21 protein-coding genes, 2 tRNA genes and 1 pseudogene are annotated in these 21,069 nt (G+C 33.5%); 13 read left to right on the forward strand and 11 right to left on the reverse strand.

From position 1 onward, the window contains the following. A pseudogene (locus EAH81_RS24775) lies at nucleotides 1-232 on the reverse strand (DDE transposase); the annotation flags it as partial. 335 nt (nucleotides 233-567) lie between these two features. Between EAH81_RS24775 and EAH81_RS24780 the strand changes: the two are divergent. The 6 genes from EAH81_RS24780 (at nucleotide 568) to EAH81_RS24805 (ending at nucleotide 7,413) form a co-directional block, all read left to right on the forward strand. Continuing rightward, nucleotides 568-641 (forward strand) — tRNA-Asp (locus tag EAH81_RS24780). 272 nt (nucleotides 642-913) lie between these two features. After that, a complete protein-coding gene (locus EAH81_RS24785; RefSeq protein ID WP_140511678.1) occupies nucleotides 914-1,735 on the forward strand; it encodes a helix-turn-helix transcriptional regulator in 822 nt (273 codons plus the stop codon). A gap of 670 nt (nucleotides 1,736-2,405) precedes the next feature. Continuing rightward, entirely contained in the window at nucleotides 2,406-3,764 is a 1,359-nt protein-coding gene (locus EAH81_RS24790; RefSeq protein ID WP_140511679.1) for a TolC family protein, read from the forward strand. Between the two features lie 100 nt (nucleotides 3,765-3,864). After that, nucleotides 3,865-4,917, forward strand: coding sequence for an HlyD family secretion protein (locus EAH81_RS24795; protein ID WP_140511680.1), 1,053 nt, complete (start codon nucleotides 3,865-3,867; stop codon nucleotides 4,915-4,917). A gap of 1 nt (nucleotide 4,918) precedes the next feature. After that, nucleotides 4,919-6,502, forward strand: coding sequence for an MFS transporter (locus tag EAH81_RS24800; RefSeq protein ID WP_140511681.1), 1,584 nt, complete (start codon nucleotides 4,919-4,921; stop codon nucleotides 6,500-6,502). Between the two features lie 251 nt (nucleotides 6,503-6,753). After that, complete coding sequence (locus EAH81_RS24805; RefSeq protein ID WP_140511682.1) at nucleotides 6,754-7,413, forward strand: HAD family hydrolase; 660 nt, start codon at nucleotides 6,754-6,756, stop codon at nucleotides 7,411-7,413. Nucleotides 7,414-8,096: 683 nt separating this feature from the next. Here EAH81_RS24805 and EAH81_RS28180 read toward each other — a convergent pair. Both EAH81_RS28180 and EAH81_RS24815 read right to left on the reverse strand, forming a co-directional pair. Then, complete coding sequence (locus EAH81_RS28180; protein ID WP_140511741.1) at nucleotides 8,097-8,258, reverse strand: YcxB family protein; 162 nt, start codon at nucleotides 8,256-8,258, stop codon at nucleotides 8,097-8,099. Nucleotides 8,259-8,599: 341 nt separating this feature from the next. Then, nucleotides 8,600-8,830 (reverse strand): helix-turn-helix domain-containing protein, encoded by a 231-nt coding sequence (locus EAH81_RS24815; RefSeq protein WP_140511683.1) that lies wholly within the window; start codon nucleotides 8,828-8,830, stop codon nucleotides 8,600-8,602. A gap of 86 nt (nucleotides 8,831-8,916) precedes the next feature. Here EAH81_RS24815 and EAH81_RS24820 point away from each other — a divergent pair, with 86 nt between their 5' ends. After that, the gene (locus EAH81_RS24820; RefSeq protein WP_140511684.1) at nucleotides 8,917-9,150 is read left to right on the forward strand and encodes a hypothetical protein; all 234 of its coding nucleotides are present in this window, start codon (nucleotides 8,917-8,919) and stop codon (nucleotides 9,148-9,150) included. A 27-nt stretch (nucleotides 9,151-9,177) separates the two neighbouring features. Then, nucleotides 9,178-9,417, forward strand: a complete 240-nt coding sequence (locus EAH81_RS24825; RefSeq protein WP_140511685.1) for a hypothetical protein — start codon at nucleotides 9,178-9,180, stop codon at nucleotides 9,415-9,417. 296 nt (nucleotides 9,418-9,713) lie between these two features. Here EAH81_RS24825 and EAH81_RS24830 read toward each other — a convergent pair whose 3' ends face one another. Next, complete coding sequence (locus EAH81_RS24830) at nucleotides 9,714-10,025, reverse strand: hypothetical protein (protein WP_140511686.1); 312 nt, start codon at nucleotides 10,023-10,025, stop codon at nucleotides 9,714-9,716. Nucleotides 10,026-10,315: 290 nt separating this feature from the next. Then, nucleotides 10,316-10,397 (reverse strand) — tRNA-Leu (locus EAH81_RS24835). A 109-nt stretch (nucleotides 10,398-10,506) separates the two neighbouring features. Between EAH81_RS24835 and EAH81_RS24840 the strand changes: the two genes are divergently transcribed. Together EAH81_RS24840 and EAH81_RS24845 are read left to right on the forward strand one after the other, a co-directional pair. Further along, nucleotides 10,507-11,895, forward strand: coding sequence for a dipeptidase (locus EAH81_RS24840; protein WP_140511687.1), 1,389 nt, complete (start codon nucleotides 10,507-10,509; stop codon nucleotides 11,893-11,895). 552 nt (nucleotides 11,896-12,447) lie between these two features. Then, nucleotides 12,448-12,867: a hypothetical protein gene (locus EAH81_RS24845; protein ID WP_140511688.1), complete on the forward strand. Its 420-nt coding sequence runs from the start codon at nucleotides 12,448-12,450 to the stop codon at nucleotides 12,865-12,867. A gap of 82 nt (nucleotides 12,868-12,949) precedes the next feature. On the opposite strand, the gene EAH81_RS24850 is transcribed toward EAH81_RS24845, so the two are convergent. Next, entirely contained in the window at nucleotides 12,950-14,314 is a 1,365-nt protein-coding gene (locus EAH81_RS24850; RefSeq protein WP_140511689.1) for a saccharopine dehydrogenase family protein, read from the reverse strand. A gap of 193 nt (nucleotides 14,315-14,507) precedes the next feature. Between EAH81_RS24850 and EAH81_RS24855 the strand changes: the two genes are divergently transcribed. The 3 genes from EAH81_RS24855 (at nucleotide 14,508) to EAH81_RS24865 (ending at nucleotide 18,090) form a co-directional block, all read left to right on the forward strand. Next, nucleotides 14,508-14,894, forward strand: a complete 387-nt coding sequence (locus tag EAH81_RS24855; RefSeq protein WP_140511690.1) for a DUF423 domain-containing protein — start codon at nucleotides 14,508-14,510, stop codon at nucleotides 14,892-14,894. A 300-nt stretch (nucleotides 14,895-15,194) separates the two neighbouring features. After that, on the forward strand, nucleotides 15,195-16,799 hold the full coding sequence (gene pckA, locus EAH81_RS24860) for a phosphoenolpyruvate carboxykinase (ATP) (protein ID WP_140511691.1): 1,605 nt from the start codon (nucleotides 15,195-15,197) through the stop codon (nucleotides 16,797-16,799). Between the two features lie 190 nt (nucleotides 16,800-16,989). Next, complete coding sequence (locus EAH81_RS24865) at nucleotides 16,990-18,090, forward strand: DUF4407 domain-containing protein (protein WP_140511692.1); 1,101 nt, start codon at nucleotides 16,990-16,992, stop codon at nucleotides 18,088-18,090. 112 nt (nucleotides 18,091-18,202) lie between these two features. On the opposite strand, the gene EAH81_RS24870 is transcribed toward EAH81_RS24865, so the two are convergent. From EAH81_RS24870 to EAH81_RS24890, 5 genes are all read right to left on the reverse strand, one after another. Continuing rightward, entirely contained in the window at nucleotides 18,203-18,907 is a 705-nt protein-coding gene (locus EAH81_RS24870) for a PH domain-containing protein (protein ID WP_140511693.1), read from the reverse strand. Between the two features lie 70 nt (nucleotides 18,908-18,977). Then, complete coding sequence (locus EAH81_RS24875) at nucleotides 18,978-19,349, reverse strand: MmcQ/YjbR family DNA-binding protein (protein WP_140511694.1); 372 nt, start codon at nucleotides 19,347-19,349, stop codon at nucleotides 18,978-18,980. 8 nt (nucleotides 19,350-19,357) lie between these two features. Then, nucleotides 19,358-19,708, reverse strand: coding sequence for a DUF4260 domain-containing protein (locus EAH81_RS24880; RefSeq protein WP_140511742.1), 351 nt, complete (start codon nucleotides 19,706-19,708; stop codon nucleotides 19,358-19,360). Next, the gene (locus EAH81_RS24885) at nucleotides 19,708-20,106 is read right to left on the reverse strand and encodes a GNAT family N-acetyltransferase (RefSeq protein ID WP_140511695.1); all 399 of its coding nucleotides are present in this window, start codon (nucleotides 20,104-20,106) and stop codon (nucleotides 19,708-19,710) included. Before EAH81_RS24885 ends, EAH81_RS24880 begins: the two co-directional genes overlap by 1 nt. Nucleotides 20,107-20,212: 106 nt before the next feature. Further along, a complete protein-coding gene (locus EAH81_RS24890) occupies nucleotides 20,213-20,992 on the reverse strand; it encodes a cyclase family protein (protein WP_140511696.1) in 780 nt (259 codons plus the stop codon). Nucleotides 20,993-21,069 lie beyond the last annotated feature (77 nt).

Here is a 21,069-nt window from a genome sequence, read left to right on the forward strand (position 1 = left end):
TGATATGCAAATAAACTTGATGTCCACGAATAGGAAAATCCTGAACCGTTATCTCCTCAAAGAATCCTTTTGAACTTAATTTAGATTCTCTGTATTCTTTAGGTATTGAATTAATCTCTTTTAGATAAAGATGAAGTGTTTCACCTTCTTTTTTATAAGACGTGAGTTCAAAGTAGTCTACTATTATTTCAGGTAATAATAACTTAAGAAGGTCGATAAAAGAATCTTGCATTGGGGGTAATTTTAAAATACAAATATCTATATTTTAATATTTCTCCACAACAATATGTTTTGACCCAAGATTTCAACCTTGGGAGATAGATTTTGATGGATGTATTGTGACCCAATGATGGAAACCATTGGCAATGTTTTAAAAGAGTATGTATATATTTATACGAAAAACCTTTGTAAAAGTTCTAAGCTTTGACAAAGGGCGATGGATTCAGTTGGAATTTGGATTTTTAAAAGATTGGAATTTAGCTTTTTAAAAATATTTCAAATTTTATTCGCAAAAAACCTTGCAGAACCCAGTTTCTATTGTATTTTTGCACTCACAATAACGCAGTTGGTTTGGTAGTTCAGTTGGTTAGAATACATGCCTGTCACGCATGGGGTCGCGGGTTCGAGTCCCGTCCAGACCGCAATATTGGAAGAAGCCTTTCTTAACGGAAAGGCTTTTTTGTTTTTAAAGCAATTTGGAATTTACCGCAAAGATCGCTAAGATTTTTTAAAGGTATGGTTTTATAAAAAAAACACACAAAGTTCGCAAAGCTTTGTGTCGATCTAGCTTTGCGAACTTTGTGTTTTTCTATGCATAAAGTAAAATTAAATCTTAGCGATCTTTGCGGTTAAATTTTTACAATCCAGTTTTGGAATTTATTTCTTCTTATATTTATATATCATTATTACTTAAATGGAAGAATTCAATAATAAAATTGAGCAGTATTACGTCAAAAAAGTAGATGCCGATAAAAAAAGTATTTATTGTCATCACGATTTGATGGGCGAATTGTTTACTACAACTCATAAACACGATAAAGCACAACTGCTCTATGCCGAAGGCGATGTTGTTTTTGTAACAACCGAAACTAAAACCTATTTTTTACCAGCAAGACATCTTATTTGGATTCCAAATGGGGTTGTGCACAGTATTCATCCAAAATCTGAAAGTGTGATGATGCGAAATCTGTATTTCCCTGTCGAAAAAGGCGAAGATGCTTTTTATCAGAACGAAGGTATTTATCCCGTGAATAATTTATTGCTCCAAATGATGCTTTTTACCAATCAGTGGAATGGTGATTTAAAGAAAGGTTCTCCAAATTATGTGATTGCAAAAGCCATCAAAGCAATATTACCGCAAATATGTCTGACCAATTTACCTTTAGAATTGCCTTTGCCAAAAGATGTGCGATTAAATAAAATCCTGCGTCATATTGAAAATAATCTGGGAGAAACGATTCTGTTTTCTGATGTGGCACATCAATTTGGTTATAGCGAACGCTCTTTGTATCGCTTGTTTCAAAAAGACCTTAATATGTCATTCATTCAATATTATACCATCAGAAGAATTTTGAAAGCTATCGAACTTCTGCTTGACAGAAAACTTTCCGTTAAAGAAGTTGCACAGGAAGTAGGTTATAGTAGTGTGCCGACATTCAGTAATACTTTCTTTAAAATCCTCGGACAACGACCTTCTGATTACCTAAATGGTGAGAATATTTTAAAAAGCAGATAAAATTATTTCTCTCGCAGATTTTGCAGATTCGGCAGATTTTTTTTTATGTATTTTATGTGCTTGATCTGCTAAATCTGCGAGAGAAAAAAATATTTCACGCAGATTTTGCTGATTTAAGCAGATTCGCGCCAATTTATTTTTTATAATTATCTGCAATATCTGCTTAAATCTTTTTTAAATCTGCGTGAAAAAATAAAAATATAATTGCCCACGGATTTTACTGATATAGACAGGTTTTTTTTAAAATTCTACACGATCTGTTTTAATAGTTTTGAAACTGCTTAATAAAAAAAATATTTCACGAAGATCTGGCAGATTTAAGCAGATTTACGCCGATTTATTTTTATAATTATCTGCAATATCTGCTTTAATCTTTTTAAATCTGCGAGAGAAAAAAAATATTTCACGCAGATTTTGCAGATTTAAGCAGATTCGCGCCGATTTTATTTTATAATTATCTGCTAGACTCTGCTTAAATCCTTTTAAATCTGCGTGAAACCTTTGAATCATGCTGTATTTTTTAATGCACTGCATTCCAGTATTTTAATATAACGTTTTCGGAAAATATAATTTTAACATTTGTCCGAAATGAATATGTTATTGACTTTTTAGAATTATCAGTCACCAAAAAAATGCAGGAACTTTGCACTATTAAAATATTCATATATTCATGTTCCTTAAAATAACAAATTCTACAGAAGATTGTTTTCTCAAAATCGTGTTGATATTCTTAATCATATTGACATTTAATGGGTTACAAGCTCAGGAAATTCATTCGGTTTCTTTGAATGAAGCGGTGAAACTGGCTAAAGAAAACAATAAAAAAATCCTTAGATCTCAATTAGAGACGGCGCTCTCTGAGCAAAACATCAAAGAAAGAAAAGAACTCCGTTTGCCGGATATCGAATTAAACGGCGAATATTCCAGAATTACCAATATTACGGAATTCAAAGGAAATGGTTTTCTAAATGGTAAAGAAGTAACGAAGGCGATTCCGGAGATTTATCAGGTGAATTCTACTTTTAAAATGCCAATTTATGCCGGTAATAAAATCAATAACGCCATCAAAATTGCCAATCAGGAAAATGAAATCGCCAAAATAAAAACTGAAAAGACCGAAAATGATATTGAGCTCGAAGTCGTGGCAAATTATCTGGCGATTTATAAAATGTTGGAACTTCAGAAGATTTTTGAAGAAAACATCAAAGAAGAAAAAAGCCGATTAAAAGAAGTTCAATCACTTCAAAAACACGGAACGGTAACTAAAAATGAAGTTATTAGAGCCGAATTACAGCTTTCGGACCGTGAATTAAACTCGCTGACAAATTCTAAAAATATAAAAATCGCATTACATGATTTAAAAACTTTGATTCAGATTCCTGAAAACGAAGAAGTGGCAATTGATACTATCGCGACTATTGATAAAATGAACAATTTGGATCCTTATAATTTTTATTTGGAAAAAGCTTTTCAGAACGAAGAAATGCGAATCGCAAGTCAGGAATTAAACATCAAAAAAACGGAATTAAAATTGGTTAAAGCAAATTATCTGCCAACGGTAAACTTCTTTGGGAATTATGGTTTTTATTATCCTAACTATAAATTTTTTCCGCCAAATCCGTATTTGTACACTTTAGGGCAAATTGGTATCGAAGCACATTTTGATATTTCGGCTTTGTATAAAAACAAGACCAAAGTGCAACAAGCTACCACACAAATCGAATGGCAAAAAATGCAGTCTGAAATTACAAAAGATGAAATTCAGGATAAGCTGTTTAAAGAACATACGCAATATCAGGAAATCCTTGAAAAATTTGTGGTTGTGGATAAAGCTTTGGATTTAGCCAATGAAAATTACCGAATCGTAAAACTAAAATACCTCAATCAATTGGTTTTGATAACCGAAATGGTCGATGCGGATAATGCTTTATTACAGGCGAAATACAATAAGATTTCTACCCGATTGGATGCTGTTCTTAAACATTATGAATTGTTGCATACCGCGGGGATTATGCCGAATGAGATTTAGAGGTTTTAGAAGAAAGAGGCAAGAAGAAAGATGTTGCGGAAAAGATGTTGGAATCTAGAAAATAGAGTAAAGAAAATAGAAATAAAGAATATAAAATAATATGGTTAAGATAAAAAATGAAACTCGAAGAAACAGAACGTTTCATGTATTAATAACAATTATTGCTTGCGTATTGGTTGCAAGCGGAATCATTTTAGGGATTTGGTTTTATGTGTTCAATAGCAATCACGAAGAAACTAATGATGCACAGGTAGAACAATACGTAACGCCTATTATGTCCAGAATTACAGGATATGTTCAGGAAGTTCGTTTTGATGAAAATCAGTTTGTGCACAAAGGAGATACTTTGGTAATTATTGATAATAGAGAATACAAATCAAAACTGAATGTGGCTCTTGCCGATGTTCAAAGTGCGGAACAAAGCAGCGTTGTTGCCCAGAGAAATGTGGCGACAACAGCAAGTACAACTACAATTGGCGAATCGCAATTGGCGGCGGCAAAAACCAATCTTTGGAAAACGAAATTAGAATACGAACGTTATCAGGCTTTGGTGAAAGACGAAGCGGCAACATCGCAACAATTAGAGAAAGTGCGAGCAGATTACGAATCGGCGCAGGCACATTTTCAGGAAATGCGAGATCGAATTCAGTCTTCAAACTTAAGTACATCTCAGGCGCAGGCAAATGTTCCTACAACGCAAACCAATATCGCGTCAAAACAAGCTGTGGCAGACAATGCGGCATTGTTTCTTTCATACACCATAATTACGGCGCCTTATGACGGTTGGGTTGGTAAAAGAACTTTGCAGCCGGGACAAATGGTCAAAGAAGGACAATCGTTACTTTCTATAGTAAGTAAAGAAAAATGGATTACAGCCAATTTTAAAGAAACGCAATTACAATATTTAACCGTTGGACAGGAAGTTCGCATTCAGGCAGATGCTTTGAGCGGTAAAGAATTTACAGGAATTATTACTTCGTTATCTCCTGCAAGTGGTGCACGATTTTCGTTATTGCCACCGGATAATGCAACAGGAAACTTTGTGAAAATTGAACAAAGAATTCCAGTTAGAATTCAATTGAAAGAAACCAATAAACAAGCTGACTTTTTAAGAGCCGGAATGAATATCACGGTTATTGCAGAGCATAATTAAAATGGAAGATAAAAGTATTTTTAAATCCTGGGTTCCAAAATGGGCAATCATTATTATTTTGTTTGTCTGTCTCTTGCATTCCATGATTTTATTGGGAGTTTATACTTCAAACGTAACATATGCAGCAAGTTTTCTTGACATTGAGCCCGAAGATTTACAGTTTGCGATGTGCGTAACGTATGGAACTTTGTTGGCAACGATTTTGATCGAAAGTAGATTTTCGAGTTTTTTTCCCGCAAAGAATTATCTGATGGCGGTTTATTCCGTAATCGGAATTACGATAATTTCATCGGCATATATTACCAATTTTTATGTCTTTTTATTGCTTAGAGTTGCCGAAGGAATTTTAATGGCGCTTCCGGTAATTACGATCAGACAATTATTGATTGAGCAGTTTAATTCTAAAAATGCCATCATAATAGGTTTCTCCTTTTATTACGGATCATTGTTATTGTCAACGCCTTTTATCATGAATATTGCCGTTTGGTTTCTGGATCATTACGATTGGAAATACATGCTGTATGTTTCGGGCGGACTTCAGGTTTTGAATGTCTTTTTGATATTGGTGACTTTTCGCGGACATAGAATCACAAAGAAAATTCCGTTGTATCAAATCGACTGGATAAGTTATATTTTGGTTCTAACGGCGATTCTCTGCGGCGCATACTTTTTTGTTTATGCCGAAAAAAAATATTGGTTTGAGTCTTCTCATATGGTTTTAATATTGATGACTGCGTTAATTACGGGAGGTTTATTCATATTTAAAGAACTTTTGGTAAAAAGACCAACCTTTAATTTTGAAGTCTTTAAATATGCCAATCTCCGAATTGGGTTTTTATTATTTTTTCTTTTTTATATTAGTAGAGCAACGCTAAGTCTTTGTCATTCGGCGATGTTTTCAATCTGGAATTGGGATCCATCCCGAGTTGCGGGTGTGCAATACATTAACGGATTAGGAAATGTAATAGGATTAATTTTAGCTGCTTATTTCCTGATGAAATCTGTTTCGACCAAGATTATTTTCATGATCGGATTTTCGCTAATTGCGTTATTTCACTTTTGGTTTACGTTTCTTTTTGTTCCTGATGTCGCTTTATCAGATATTATAATTCCGTATGTTTTACAAGGTATTGGCGTTGGATTTTTGTTTGTTCCGTTAATTTTGTTTACTACATCTTCGGTTCCGGCAAAAATGGCGGTTTCTTCTGGTATTGTTGGGGTTTCTGGACGTTTCTGGGGAAGTACAATTGGATTTTGTGTCATGCAGAATGCAATGGTATTTCTGAATAAAAAACACTTCTTGAAGTTAAGTCAGTTCGTAACCGGAGATAATCCGCAAGCTCAGGAAACAATCGCTAAAACCGCCCAAAGTTTCGCAGCAAAAGGATATTCGCTTGACGAATCAAATACATTGGCACTCAAAAAAGTTTTTAGCACCGTTGCAAAACAATCAACTTTACTTGCAGATATGGAAATTTATACCATCGTAGGGTATAGTCTTGTCGTTTTAATTATTCTGATTGCGTGTAATCAGCATTTAAAACAAACGATGACATTGGTTAAAAGTAAGATTTGGATAGGCTGATTTAATCTCGCAAAGACGCGAAGTCGCAAAGTTTTTTTAAGCCACAAATTAGAAGATTAAAAAAGATTTTTTCACGCAGATTTTGCAGATTTAAGCAGATTTATTTTTAATTAATTATAATATTATCTGCGCATATCTGCTTAAATCTTTTTAAATCTGCGTGAAACAAAAAACTTAGCGATTCTCTGTGAAAAACCTCTGTGCAACTCTGCGGAAAAACTTATCTTGCAACCGTTAAAAAATAAAATATAATGAAGCAGCAATGTGTTATTTTTGATATGGATGGCGTGATTTCTCACACAAATCCGCATCATGTAAAGGCTTTCGAGGCATTTTTTGATAAATACCAAGTTCCGTATACAAACGAAGAGTTTGAAGAACATATGTACGGAAAACATAATAGTTATATTATGACGCATTTCTTCAAGCGCCCAATTGCGGGAGAAGAGCTTATAAAACTCGAAGACGAAAAAGAAGCCATGTTCCGTGAGATTTATAAAGACAAAGTCGATACGATTCCGCATTATTTGGAGTTTTTAGGCGAATTGAAATCTCGAGGTTTTAAAACTGCTGTTGCAACATCGGCTCCGCGCGCCAATCTTGATTTGATTATAAGCGCCTTAAATATCGCTGACAAAATGGATTCTATGATGTCAAGCGAAGACGTAACGTTTCATAAACCAAATCCCGAAGTATATCTGGAATCTGCTAGACGTGTTGGAGTTTCTCCGTCTGATTGTGTGGTTTTCGAAGATTCATTTTCGGGAGTTACAGCGGGATTAAATGCGGGAATGAAAGTTGTTGGCGTTTTGAGTACACATACAAAAGAATATTTGCCGCCCTGTAGCTTTTATATCAATGATTACAGCGAAATTAATGTCGATAAGATTTTAGAATTATTAAACAGCTAAAATTTTAAACCATTTAAGAAATATAAGTTCATTTAAGTACGATAGACCTTTGTCAAAGTTTAAAACTTTTACAAAGGTTTTTTTGTGAAATTTTGTGACCACAAAGTTTGTCATTTCGAGGAACGAGAAATCCTCGCAAGTAACTCCGCAACGAGATTCCAATTTTTGTCGAGCTTCTCGCGAGGATTTCTCCCTTCGCTCGAAATGACAAGCTTGGCGGATTTAGCTTATTAAAGTAAATGTGCATAATTTGAATAGCCTTCAGTTTTAACTGGAGGTTTTTTTATGTTTTGAAAGAAAGGCTTTAGGCGAAATTTATTCTAATAACAAGTGTTATAGAACCCCTAATGTGATTAATAATCCCATAATTAAAAAGAAAACGGATGAGCTTAACAGAAACCATAGAATTTTTGGAAGAAGCTTTATTTTTAAACCCCCAATTATTGAAATAGAATTGATAAAAGAAAAAACGACAAGTAATAAACACAAAATTAAAGCACCAAAACTTCCATATTCATATATCCATCGAAATTCCTGAGAAAATCTAAATCTCTCAATATAACGTTTTGTTAAACAGCTCAAAAGAAACAAAACAGGAATTGCAATAGCAAATTTCTGTGTTAGATCAAGATTATAATATTTTTTTAATCTACTGTTTTGCATCACTTTATTATATAGAGAATTTATCTGTTTTTAACTTTCAAAAACACTTCGTTCCTAAACCAATTTTCATCTTCCCGAGTTTCAAAAATTCGTTTTGGAAAAAATAAAGATTGACTTTTTGAAATATATAAAAGATAAAGATCTTTAGTTCGGATGCTTTTATAAAATTCTGTATACCATATGTACTCTCAGATGTTTCTCCTGAATGTGAAATAATTTTATCTGTGAAAATTTCATGTTGTGTTTCACTGAAAAAGATCTCGTTTTCTTTTGAATTTGCAAATCTCCAATATTGAAATAATGTAAGTAGTGGATATATAAAACCAAATATAATTACAAAAATATCAGAAGAATCGTTGTTGTCCTTAAAAAGAATTGCAACAGAAAGCATAAGCATAAATGCATAAAGCCACCATTTCTTTTTTAATAAAATTCTAATAATGAATGACAAGTATTCTTTTTTGGTAAGTTGAAATTTTTTGGTTTTAATCATTGAAGGTTGGTAAAATTGAATTTAAGTTTTTTATTTTAAAGGAAAATCAAGCAATTCTTTAGGTTGAATATCTAAAGCATTTGCAATTTTCACAAGCGTTTTTACGCCAGTATTTATTTTAGCAACTTCTATTCGTGCTATTTGAGATTTTGTAATATTACAGTCATCAGCTAAACCTTGTTGGGATAAGCCTTTCTTTTCACGTAATTGTCGAATGTGAATTCCAAGATTTATAATAAAAGTTTCTTCTGAAATATTCATATTTCAAAAGTCACAAGATTTAATTTGTTCATGTAGGTAAATTTGCCTACAATTTATTATATTTGGCGGATCTAAAAAATAAGACAATGGCTACAGAAGGTTTTTCTAAAGAGATTGAAATCAGAATAAAAGATTTTTTAATTGATGTTATGGATCCTCAAGATCTGGCAAAGTCAATACGAAAAGTAAATTATGTACTCACTTTAGCTGTAATGAGAGAATGTGAAACGGTCGAATCTGAAATAAAAAACATTGAAGATGATTTTTATTGGCTCAACAAATTTGCCGAAGCTTTAGATCCTTATTTGGATGTTGATTAAGATCTTCGGGAATATTATATTTAAATTATGAGCCAGAATAACCTTCCGGAACAAACAGAAAAAAAGCTGCTTTATTTTTTTAATAACGACATAGATCCAGAAAGTTTGGCAAAAGCAATAAAACAATTAAATATCGTAATTGCTTTAAGCAAGGTAATTGAAGATGAAGCGAAATATTCCCAAAAAGAGAATTTAAAACAAGGTTTACATTGGCTAAACGAATTGGCCGAAATTTTAGATCCTTATTTAGAATATAAAAAAGATTAAGATTTGTTTCTTTTGGCGTTTTATTATAGAAATGGCAAATATTGGGTTTATAAAGAGTTCCGGAAGAACGGATCATATTGTAGGGATGGATTTTAATCCATCATTCGCAAAGAATTTTACAAAGATTGGGTTTACGTTGCGTTTCAAGGGATTGATCCCGAAGCTTCGGGACCTAGCTACAAAATAAATCATTCCTTCGGGATTTTATAAAGAGTTCCAGAGGAACGGATCATATTGTAGAGATGGATTTTAATCCGTCCATCGCAAGAAATTCGACAAAGATTGACGATATTGGGCTATTTTGTAGATTTTAGCAACTCGCGCGGAACGTCTAAAAATTCCTGATAGCAAAAACTATTCGGGCAATTCTCATTTAGTTTTGAATGTTCGGCAATTCTAATTCTTATTGTTTTTTCTCCTTTGTCAATTCCTTTGTAGGTATCTCCAACTTTAAAAGTCTTTTCTGTAATGCCAACAGCGCCGCCAACCATTATAGTAGCGGAATATTCTGTGGTAAATTCAAAATTTGCAGGTGAATTTGTGCTCTGTTCAGAGCTGCAAGAGATTATTCCTAAAGCCAGAATAAAAAAACAAATAAATTTTTTCATAAATATCTTTTTTTATTAGATGCCTAATTTTTAAATAAGTTGCGTCAAATTAAGTGATTTTTTAAACAATAAAAAAAGTTGCTTTTGGATAGATTAAACCGCAAAGGCCCCAAGGAATTTATTAAAAATTGTATAGCCATGAATTCACGAATTATTTTTTGATAATCTTTGCAAATAAAAATTCGTGAATTCGTCGCTAAAGAAAGTTTTTTTTGGTTAATTTTTCTTAGTTCAAAAATCCAGAAATATATAAAACAAAAAAGCTTCTGATTTCTCAGAAGCTTTTTCAGTGCGGATAATAGGACTCGAACCTACACGCCTTGCGGCACCAGATCCTAAGTCTGGCATGTCTACCAATTTCACCATATCCGCTCAATTGTGGGTGCAAAGATAAACATAACTTCTAGATTTCAAAACATTTTTTGCAAAAAAATATTAATTCTCTTTTTTGTATTTTTGAATTTCTATAAAAATAATTTAAATGGAAAATATTAAGTCATACGTTCAACAACATAAAGATCGGTTTATCAACGAATTGATCGAATTATTAAAAATTCCGTCGGTAAGTGCTGACACTGCATATTCGCAAGATGTTATCGATACTGCAGAGGCTGTTAAGGAAAGTTTAACAAAAGCAGGCTGCGATTTAGTCGAAATTTGCGACACTCCGGGCTATCCAATCATTTATGGAGAGAAAATAATCGACCCAAATTTACCTACAGTTCTTGTTTACGGACATTATGATGTTCAACCACCAGATCCTATCGAATTATGGACATCGCCACCATTCGAACCCGTAATTAAAAAAACCGAAATTCATCCAGAAGGCGCAATTTTCGCTCGTGGAGCTTGCGACGACAAAGGACAGATGTACATGCACGTAAAAGCGTTGGAGCTTATGGTGCAAACGAATACTTTGCCTTGTAACGTAAAATTCATGATCGAAGGCGAAGAAGAAGTAGGTTCGGCAAGTTTGGCTTGGTTTGTAGAACGCAATCAGGAAAAACTCAAAAACGACGTAATTCTAATTTCAGATACCGGAATGATCTCTAACCAACAACCGTCGATCACGACAGGTTTACGTGGTTTGAGTTATGTAGAAGTTGAGGTTACTGGTCCAAATCGCGATTTGCACTCCGGTTTATACGGAGGAGCAGTGGCGAACCCAATCAATGTTTTGGCAAAAATGATCGCTTCGATGCATGACGAAGACAATCATATTACGATTCCTGGTTTCTACGATAACGTACAGGAATTATCTCTTGAAGAAAGAGCCGAAATGGCAAAAGCGCCTTTCAGCTTAGAAAAATATAAAAAAGCCTTAGACCTAAACGATGTTTATGGCGAAAAAGGATATGTAACCAACGAACGCAACTCGATTCGTCCAACATTAGACGTAAACGGAATTTGGGGCGGATATCAAGGAGAAGGAGCAAAAACGGTTATTGCCAGCAAAGCATTTGCCAAAATCTCAATGCGTTTGGTTCCTAATCAGGATTGGCATGAAATCACAGAACTTTTCACTAAACATTTCATAAGTATTGCACCGGCCGGAGTTACCGTAAAAGTAACGCCACATCACGGAGGGCAAGGTTATGTTACGCCAATTGACAGTATTGGATATCAGGCGGCAAACAAAGCATATACAGAAACTTTTGGCGTTCCTGCAATTCCGGTTCGCTCAGGCGGAAGTATCCCAATTGTGGCTTTGTTCGAAAAAGAACTAAAAAGCAAAACCATTTTGATGGGCTTTGGTTTGGATTCTGATGCAATTCACTCGCCAAACGAACATTTTGGAATCTTCAATTACCTTAAAGGAATCGAAACTATTCCGTTGTTTTACAAATATTTTGTGGAATTAAGTAAGTAAGGTTTTGCCGCGAAGGCACTAAGACACAAGTTATTTAAGGTTTAGATCTTTTTCAAAGTTTAAAACTTTGACAAAGATGAATCTAATAAATATACAAATTCAAAATCCGTTTATTCTTTAAGAGTAAACGGATTTTTTTATGGGCGTTCCCTTCGGGTCGTCCCGATAGCTATCGGGATTCGGCTATATTCCCGATTAACAAAAACTACGGCAAAAATGCCTTGTTTTTCTAAATCGGGAGATACCGCCTCTATCCCTAACGCTTAAAGAAGGTTCAGAGGTGCAGAGGTTCAAAGCGACAAAGGTTTTAGCACCGAAATTAAATAGCCCCTAGCTTTAGCTAGGGGATTTTAGGGAAAAGAAATTGGCTTTAGCCGAATAAATACATTCTAAGAGATTAAAAAAATTTCGGCTAAAGCCAATTCATTCTCATTTATTGTGAACTCCAGCTAAAGCTGGAGCCTGTTTAAAACCTTTGTCGCTTTGAACCTCTGCACCTTTGAACCTAAAAGAAAAAATCCTACGTTTGTAAATCACTTCTAGATAGTACTTATGAAAAAACTTTTTTTATTATTATTTTGTGGAATATTGCTTTTGGGCTGTAAAAGCAAATTGGTTAATCAAAAAATTGATCATAAGAGAGAAGGCGTTTGGATTGACGATTATACTGAAGATGGTATGAATATTAAATCATATGAATATTATAAACACGACAAACCTGTCAAAAAATGGAAAACCTACAATCAGGGAAAAATTTATAAAACAGAAAAATATAAAAACGGAATTTGCATTGTAAAATATTATTATGAAAACGGAAAATTACAATCAAAGGGAAAAACCAGAGTTGAAGTTGATTCAGTTGAAACACATTGGTTTTATTTTGGACAATGGAAATTTTATTCGGATAAAGGAAAATTAACCGAAATCAAGCAGTACGACAATGGTAAATTGATTTCGGAACAAGAAATTTGAAAAAAAAATCCGCTTCTGGATTAAAGAAGCGGATAAATAAAAAACTAAAAAAAAAAATTCTAAAAAACAAACAATCCAAATCTTAGAACAAATCTGGATTGTAACCAAAATAGGGCATAACCTGTTCGTTAAAAACCACCCCATATTCTTCTAACTCCTTCAAAATTGGTTGATACACTTCTTCTTTTATCGGAAGCTGTACACCAGGAGTTGTAATTTTTTTATTCAAAATCAATAATGTCGCCATTGCAACCGGTAATCCAACCGTTTTTGCCATTGCTGTATACGTTTGATCGTCGCCAATACAAACCATTTTTGAGTCTATTTGTTTTTTCTCGCCGTTGAGTTCATAACCAAACTTATGATACATTACAATCATATCTTTATCGTTTGGTTCCAGAGTCCAACTGTCCGAAAGTATTTTTTCTAATATCTGAGCTGGAGTTGCATTAGGCAAATTCACTTTTTTGTCAGGATTAAACAAATCCAGTTCAAGAAGTTTATCCCACATAATATCGTCCTGATCGATTTTTAAAAGCAATCTCATTTTAATTTCTACAGAATCTGTTGGGTGATACGGCAGGAAAGAGTTCACAAACTCGCGATAACTCATTTTTTCTGAACCTTCCATGATATAACTATCATCCGTCATACCCAATTGTACAAACATATTCCAGGCTTTCGAATATCCAACTCTTCTGATAGTTCCTCTATATAAAGTCAGAATATCGTCTAAGCCATAAATCGATCTGTATTTAAGAGAATCGCGATTCGAATAAGCTTCAAACTTGCCATAATCTTCTACTTCTAGAAATTCGGTTCTGCGGAAGACAGTTCCGTATGGAATGTATTTATAAGTTCCTTCCTGAATAAATTTTGCTGCACCGCCCTGACCGGCCAAAACAACGTTTCTAGGCGCCCAGGTAAATTTGTAATTCCATAAATTATTGTCAGATTCCGGAGCGACTAAACCACCACAAAACGATTCAAAAAGTAACATTTTACCGCCTTTTGCTCTAATTTCGTCAATAACTTTCATGGCACTCATATGGTCGATACCTGGATCAAGACCAATTTCGTTCATAAAAATCAAATTGTTTTTCTTCGCTTCTTCATCAAGAGCTTGCATTGCATCACTTATATAAGAGGCAGTAACAAGATGTTTTTTAAATTCAAGACAATCTTTGGCAATTTCAATATGCAAATGTGCCGGCAGCATCGAGATAACTATAGAAGCTTTTTCGATGACAGCCTTTCTTTGGGGAGCATTAAAAATATCTAAAGCTATTGGAGTTGCATTGGGATGTTTCTGAGTCTTTTTTTCGGCTAGGGCCAAAGATAGATCCGCTACAATAAGATGTAGATTTTCAGTCTCAGATTTTGATAACAAATATCGTATTAACGACGATGCAGATCTCCCTGCTCCAATAATTAAAATGCTTCTCATGTTTTAAATTTATAACACAAATATATTAAAATGTTATATATGTAACAATTTTAATTTACTAAAAATACATTATTTTTTATTTTACTATTAAAATGTGGCGGATTTCCTTTTAATGAAAGATTTTTAAAAAGAGAAAAGCTTTTTCAATTCTATTGAAGTATTTTTGTTTGAAAAATAGAAAAGTATAGAAACTATGAAAAGAAGAATTGTTTTAACAGGAGCTTTTATCGGAATGGTAGCTATTATTTTGGGTGCTTTTGGAGCGCATTTATTAAAAAAATATTTATCGTTCGAAGAGTTAAATACTTTTGAAGTTGGAGTTCGTTATCAAATGTATCATGCTTTCTTTTTATTCTTTTTGTCTACCAGAAAAGACATTGCCGAAAAAACCTTAAAAACAATCTATAATTTAGTTGTTGCCGGTGTCGTTCTGTTTAGCGGTTCAATCTATTTATTGGCTACAAAAAACTTCACTTTGTTCGATTTTAAAATTATCGTATTCGCAACACCTTTAGGCGGTTTCTTATTAATTATTGCTTGGGCGTTATTATTTGTTACGATTTTGAGGAGAAAATCATAAAATCCCGAATAAAAAATTCTATCTAAAAATTAATCTTTAATTTTGTCACATAAATAACATATAATCTTGTTTATGTGAATTTATTTTGTTTTTTACTTTAAAAAGAAAAAAATGTAACAAATTCATTTATAAGGTTATAAGAAAACAAATTAAAAGCGGTTATTTTTTTGTTTTATTAATTTTAAAGATCAAATTTTACTTTATTGATATAAATCAAAGTGAAATTGAAATATTTTTAAAGGTTTAATAATAAATTCTATAATTTTGCTTTTTACTAATATCACACACAACTAAAAATTTATGGACAGTCACACAGTTTTCACGCAATCGATTTCGCTAAAGGATTTAGGAATTGAAAATGCAAAAGTTCGCTACCAATTATCTGCAGATGAATTGCATGCGATTACTTTGCAATCAGGCCAAGGTGTTGAGAACTCTACTGGAGCTTTGGCAATTAATACAGGCGAATTTACAGGACGTTCTCCACAAGATCGTTTTATTGTAAAAGACAGTATTACTGAAGACAAAGTTTGGTGGGGAAATGTCAATATTCCGTTTTCAACAGAAGCATTCGAAAAATTATACAATAAAGTAACACAGTTTTTATCAGACAAAGAAGTTTTTGTACGTGATTCTTATGTTTGTTCAGATGCAAACTATAGATTAAATGTTCGCGTTGTTACAGAAACAGCCTGGTCAAACTTGTTTTGCTATAACATGTTTTTAAGACCTGAAGAGTCTGAACTTGCAAACTTTACTCCGGAATGGACCGTGATTTGTGCTCCAAGTTTTATGGCAGATCCTGCTGTAGACGGAACACGTCAGTCTAATTTTGCTATTTTGAATTTTACTAAAAAAGTAGCACTTATTGGTGGAACTGGTTATACCGGAGAAATGAAAAAAGGAATTTTCTCTGCTTTAAATTTCATTCTGCCGGTTTTCGAAAATACTTTACCAATGCATTGTAGTGCAAATGTTGGAGAAGCTGGAGATACTGCAATTTTCTTTGGATTATCAGGAACAGGAAAAACAACTTTATCAGCAGATCCTGCACGTAAGTTAATTGGAGATGATGAACACGGTTGGACTGCCGAAAATACTGTTTTCAACTTTGAAGGTGGTTGTTATGCAAAGGTGATTAACCTGACAGAAGAAAATGAACCGGACATTTTTAGAGCAATCAAAAAAGGAGCGCTTTTAGAAAATGTGGTTTTCAAACCGGGAACAAACGAAGTGGATTATGATGATGTTTCGATCACTCAAAATACTCGTGTAAGTTACCCAATCACACATATTGATAATATTCAGCCGGGATCTATTGGACATAATCCTAAAAATATATTTTTCTTAACGGCAGATTCTTTCGGAATTTTGCCTCCAATTTCAAAATTAACGCCAGGGCAGGCTGCTTACCATTTTATCTCTGGATATACAGCAAAAGTTGCCGGAACAGAAGCGGGAGTTACAGAACCACAACCTAATTTTTCTGCTTGTTTTGGAGCACCATTTATGCCTTTGCATCCAACACGTTACGCTGAAATGCTGACTAAAAAAATGAAAGATGCAGACGTAAAAGTTTGGTTAATCAACACTGGTTGGACAAGTGGAGCATACGGAACAGGAACTCGTATGAAACTAAAATATACTCGTGCGATGATTACTGCTGCATTAAACGGAGAATTGGATAATGTAGAATTCAAAAATCATAAAGTGTTTGGAATCGCAAAACCACAATCTTGCCCGAACGTTCCTAGCGAAATTTTAAATCCTAGAAATACTTGGGAAGATCCTGAATTGTACGATAAAAAAGCAATCGAATTAGCTCAGAAATTCAAAGCTAATTTTGCCAAATTTGAAGAATTTGCTAATGCCGAAATTTTGGCTGGTGCACCGATTATAGAATAAGGAAAGTTACTAATTCAAATTTAAAAAAGCTGTTCAGTGATGAACAGCTTTTTTGTTTTTATGATGTTAGAATAATTAGCATGATGGTTAAATAATATAGACGCAAGTAAAAACAAATCAACTATTTACCTCAGAATTAAATTTTTGGCGCTAAATTTGCCCTATCAATCACAATCAAAAATCATCAATCATGTTAAAACAATTTTTTATCCTATGTTCCGGGACCGATCGAGACCTGCTCGAAGGCTGCTCAGAAGGCGAACAAACCAAATATGTTGGTATTGGCGCCACCGTTTTTTTTACCGCAGTTATGGCTTTTCTTGCCAGTGCTTATGCGCTTTTTACTGTTTTTGACTCTATTTATCCAGCCATAATTTTTGGATTTGTATGGAGTTTACTAATCTTCAATTTAGACCGATTTATTGTTTCGACTATCAAAAAGAGAGATCGTTTTATGGATGAATTTCTGCAAGCGACACCTCGAATAATGTTGGCGATTATAATTGCAATTGTCATTTCGAAACCATTAGAAATTAAAATTTTCGAAAAAGAAATCAATACCGTTTTGTTGAAAGAAAAAAACGAAATGGAATTGGCAAACAAAAAGCAAGTTGGTAATTATTTCAAATCAGATTTAGATAAAAACAAAGCCGAGATTGCAGCTTTGAAAAGCGATATTCAGAAAAAAGAAAAAGAAGTAAACGCCTTATATTCTACTTATATCACAGAAGCGGAAGGAACAACAGGAACTAAAAAACTTGGAAAAGGTCCCGTTTATAAAGAGAAACGCGAAAAACACGATGCCACTTTAAAGGAATTTGAAACTTTAAAAACGACTAACGAAGCTAAGATTGCCGAGAAAGAAAAAACAGGGAAACAACTACAAGCCGATTTAGATAAAAAAGTATCGCAAACGCAACCAATTATCGAAGGCTTTGATGGTTTAATGGCACGTATTAATGCATTGGATAAATTGCCTTGGCTGCCATCATTTTTTATAATGCTGTTGTTTTTGGCGATCGAAACCTCTCCAATTATTGCTAAATTATTAGCTCCAAAAGGCGAATTTGATTTTAAACAAGAAGAAGCCGAAACCGCAATGAAAGCAACTTTGTCACAAAACAAATACCAGCGTGATTTGTTAATTAAAACTAGTGCAGAAATGCACGATAAAGTGTATGCGGATATTGCCGAAGATAAAAGTCTATACGATTTGCAGCGCAAAAACGCAAAAGAGTTATTAGAACTGCAATCCAATAGTTTTGTAGAAAAACAGAAAGCTACATTATAGTCTGAAAGTTTGAAAACCCTTTGAGATTAAATAAAAGTAAAAGCCAGAAATAGAATTCTATTTCTGGCTTTTTTACGTTAAAAACTTTATGACTTTAGACTTTCAGACTAAATTACATATAGCTCAATATTTCTTTTTTATAAGCATCATATTCACCTTGCATGATTAGACCATTGTCAAGTAATTTTTTGTAATTCTGTAACTTATCAAAAAGTTCTTCTTTAGACAATTCACTTAATTTACGATCTCCTGTTGAAGGTTGCGTTTGTTGAATTGGCTCATAAGTTTCGTAAGGAGTTGTTGCAGGCAAAATTTCGGCATAATTTGTTACCTCTTCCGTTTCAACTTCTTCGATTTCAAGATCATCATCTTCTTCAACAGCTTGCGCAGTTTCCACAATTGGCGTTTCAGCAACAACTGGATTTTTAATTAAATCTAACTGTTCTTTAGCGTACGTATAGATTTTTCTAGCCTGAGTTTTCGGAATATAATCTATCGAAATAGTCAAGTCAGTTGTAGTTCCAAAAGAAAATTCAGAACCCAAAATGTTTTCTTTTACAAAAGTGCTTGCAATATCATCCCAAGTATAATCTGTAAAATCCATAGAAAGACCTAAATTCTTAGGTTTGCAAATAATGATACGTTTGTTGGTTAAGATTATGCTATCTGGAAAAACAGTAATTGCCGGTTTTTTTTGAACCGCGATATAACCAATTTCTTCGTTTTTCATCAATAAATCGTTGAGTTTCGAAGTGATTTTTTCAATCGCTTTTGGATCTTGTTCTTCGTTCAGAAATTTTTTAAATTGTTCTTTCATATTCTATAAGTTGCTAAGTTGCAAATTAATTGAGTGGTTAAGTTTATATCTTACGTTGCAAATGTAATGCCTAATTTTCTAATTCGATAATTTCATTCTGAATTTTCTTTGTCAAACTTTTGAAAACCAATTCATACGAGTGATCAATCAATTCTTTGACAAAAGCAGTCGACAAATTTCCGTTTAAAGCAATCGTGTTCCAGTGTACTTTGCTCATATGAAAGCCCGGTTTTATCTCATCATACTCTGCTCGTAATTCCTGAGCGCGTTCCGGATCACATTTTAAATTGACCGAAGGTGCACTTTTTTCCCATTGAGATAAGGAAGATAAAGCAAACATTTTTCCGCCAACTTTAAAAACCAAAGTATCTTCATCAAAAGGAAAATGTTCGCTAACGCCTTTTTTAGAAAGACAATATTCGTAATACGTTTCTAGATTCATATCAATTTTTATTTACCAATTTCACCTAAATGTGTGTATTTAAAACCCTTTTCATATTTCAAACCATAACCAAAAATTCGATCCATTGCTGAATGCGAAAATAAAATAATACCAATAAGCTCAACAATTTCAATTTCTAAGTAGCAGCCAATTATATAAAGCAAAACGGCAATTCCTTTATGATGAAATAAATTGTAGAAAAAAGCACCAGATTTATTACCAAAAGCATAACCAAGCATAGAAAGATCCGGAGCTAAAATCAAAACCAAAAACCACCACCATTGGTAATGTAAAAGGCTGAATAAATAGATTCCGAGAACAAATAAACCTAATTCTTCGAGTTTAATAACTGTTTTCATCATAGTTTTTTTTCCATTAATTTTTCAGGATGTTCCAATTGGGTAAAACCAAATTTACGATATAAAAAGTGAGCATCAGTCGTTGCCAATCTCCAAATTTTAATGTCTTTCAAAATAGGTTCATTCATCATATTTTCAATTAAAATAGAGGAATATCCTTTGCCTCGATGTTCTTCTGTGATAAAAACATCCATTACATATCCAAAAACAACATAATCAGTAATCACTCTGGCAAAGCCAATTTGTTGGTCGTTTAAGTAAATTCCGAAACAAACCGAAGCATCAATTGTAGTTTGAACTTCTTCGATCGTTCGTCCGGCGGCCCAATAAATATCCTTTAAAAAGTGCTGAATAAATGGAACATCAAGTTTAGTTTTATCAGTAGAAACAGTTATCATAGGTTGTTTGTTTTTTCGCCACGAATTTCACGAATTTGCACTAATTTTTTTATAACTGGCTTGCAAAATATTAATTCGCGAAAATTTGTGAAATTCGTGGCGAACTTTAAATTTTATATAGAATTGGTTTTGATGGACTTGCGTCGTTTTCAAACGAAGTAATTTGTAAATTTAGTATATAATTGCCATCCTGAATTTCATCAGAAACAAAAATCATTTCCGTAATTGTTGCATTCAATCTCGCATCAGAATTTAAGTTTAAAGTATCTTTTACATTCCAAAAGGCTTTGTGTGCCAATAGTTTTCCTTCATCATGTTCTTTGTCGACACTTGGTAAATCGATTAATAAATGCTGAATTTCGCTTTCACGGATGAAAATCGCAGCTTCTTCAGACAAATAAGGCGGATTTGTATTGGAGTATTTTCGGGACTTTTTGTCTTTTTGATTTGGAAGCGTTCTTATAATTAAAGCTTCGGTTGTCACATTGAGCGATCCCGAGACTTTGGGAGAAGTGCGCATTGCTTTTTCAACTTGACTTTTCGTAATCACCAAATCATCACCAACTTTTTCAGGCTCAATCGTAATCAGTTTTGCAAAAAAGAAAAACTGTTTTAAACATTGATTGATGCTGTAAAAATCATTCGTAATATGTCCCAAACATTCTGTATGAGTTCCGTGTCCATGCGGATTGAAGAAAATATTATTGAAATTAGTCGAGGATTTCCCTTCAGAAACTTTGCCGATCCATTCTCCAAAAACTACAGGTTCAATTACAGGTTTTTCAATATACCAGGCAATCGGGTTTTCGTCTGTATTCGTTAAAGGAATTGAAATATCAATGGGTATTGATAAGTCAATTTCGAAGTTGTTGATTTTTGCTAACACAAATTAGGTTTTTATGCCGCAAAGTCGCTAAGTCACAAAGTTTAGATAATTTGCGCCTTCGTGCCTTCGTGGCTAAT

The sequence above is a fragment of the Flavobacterium pectinovorum genome, from assembly GCF_006438875.1.
In the GTDB taxonomy this organism is placed as follows: Bacteria; Bacteroidota; Bacteroidia; order Flavobacteriales; family Flavobacteriaceae; genus Flavobacterium; species Flavobacterium pectinovorum_A.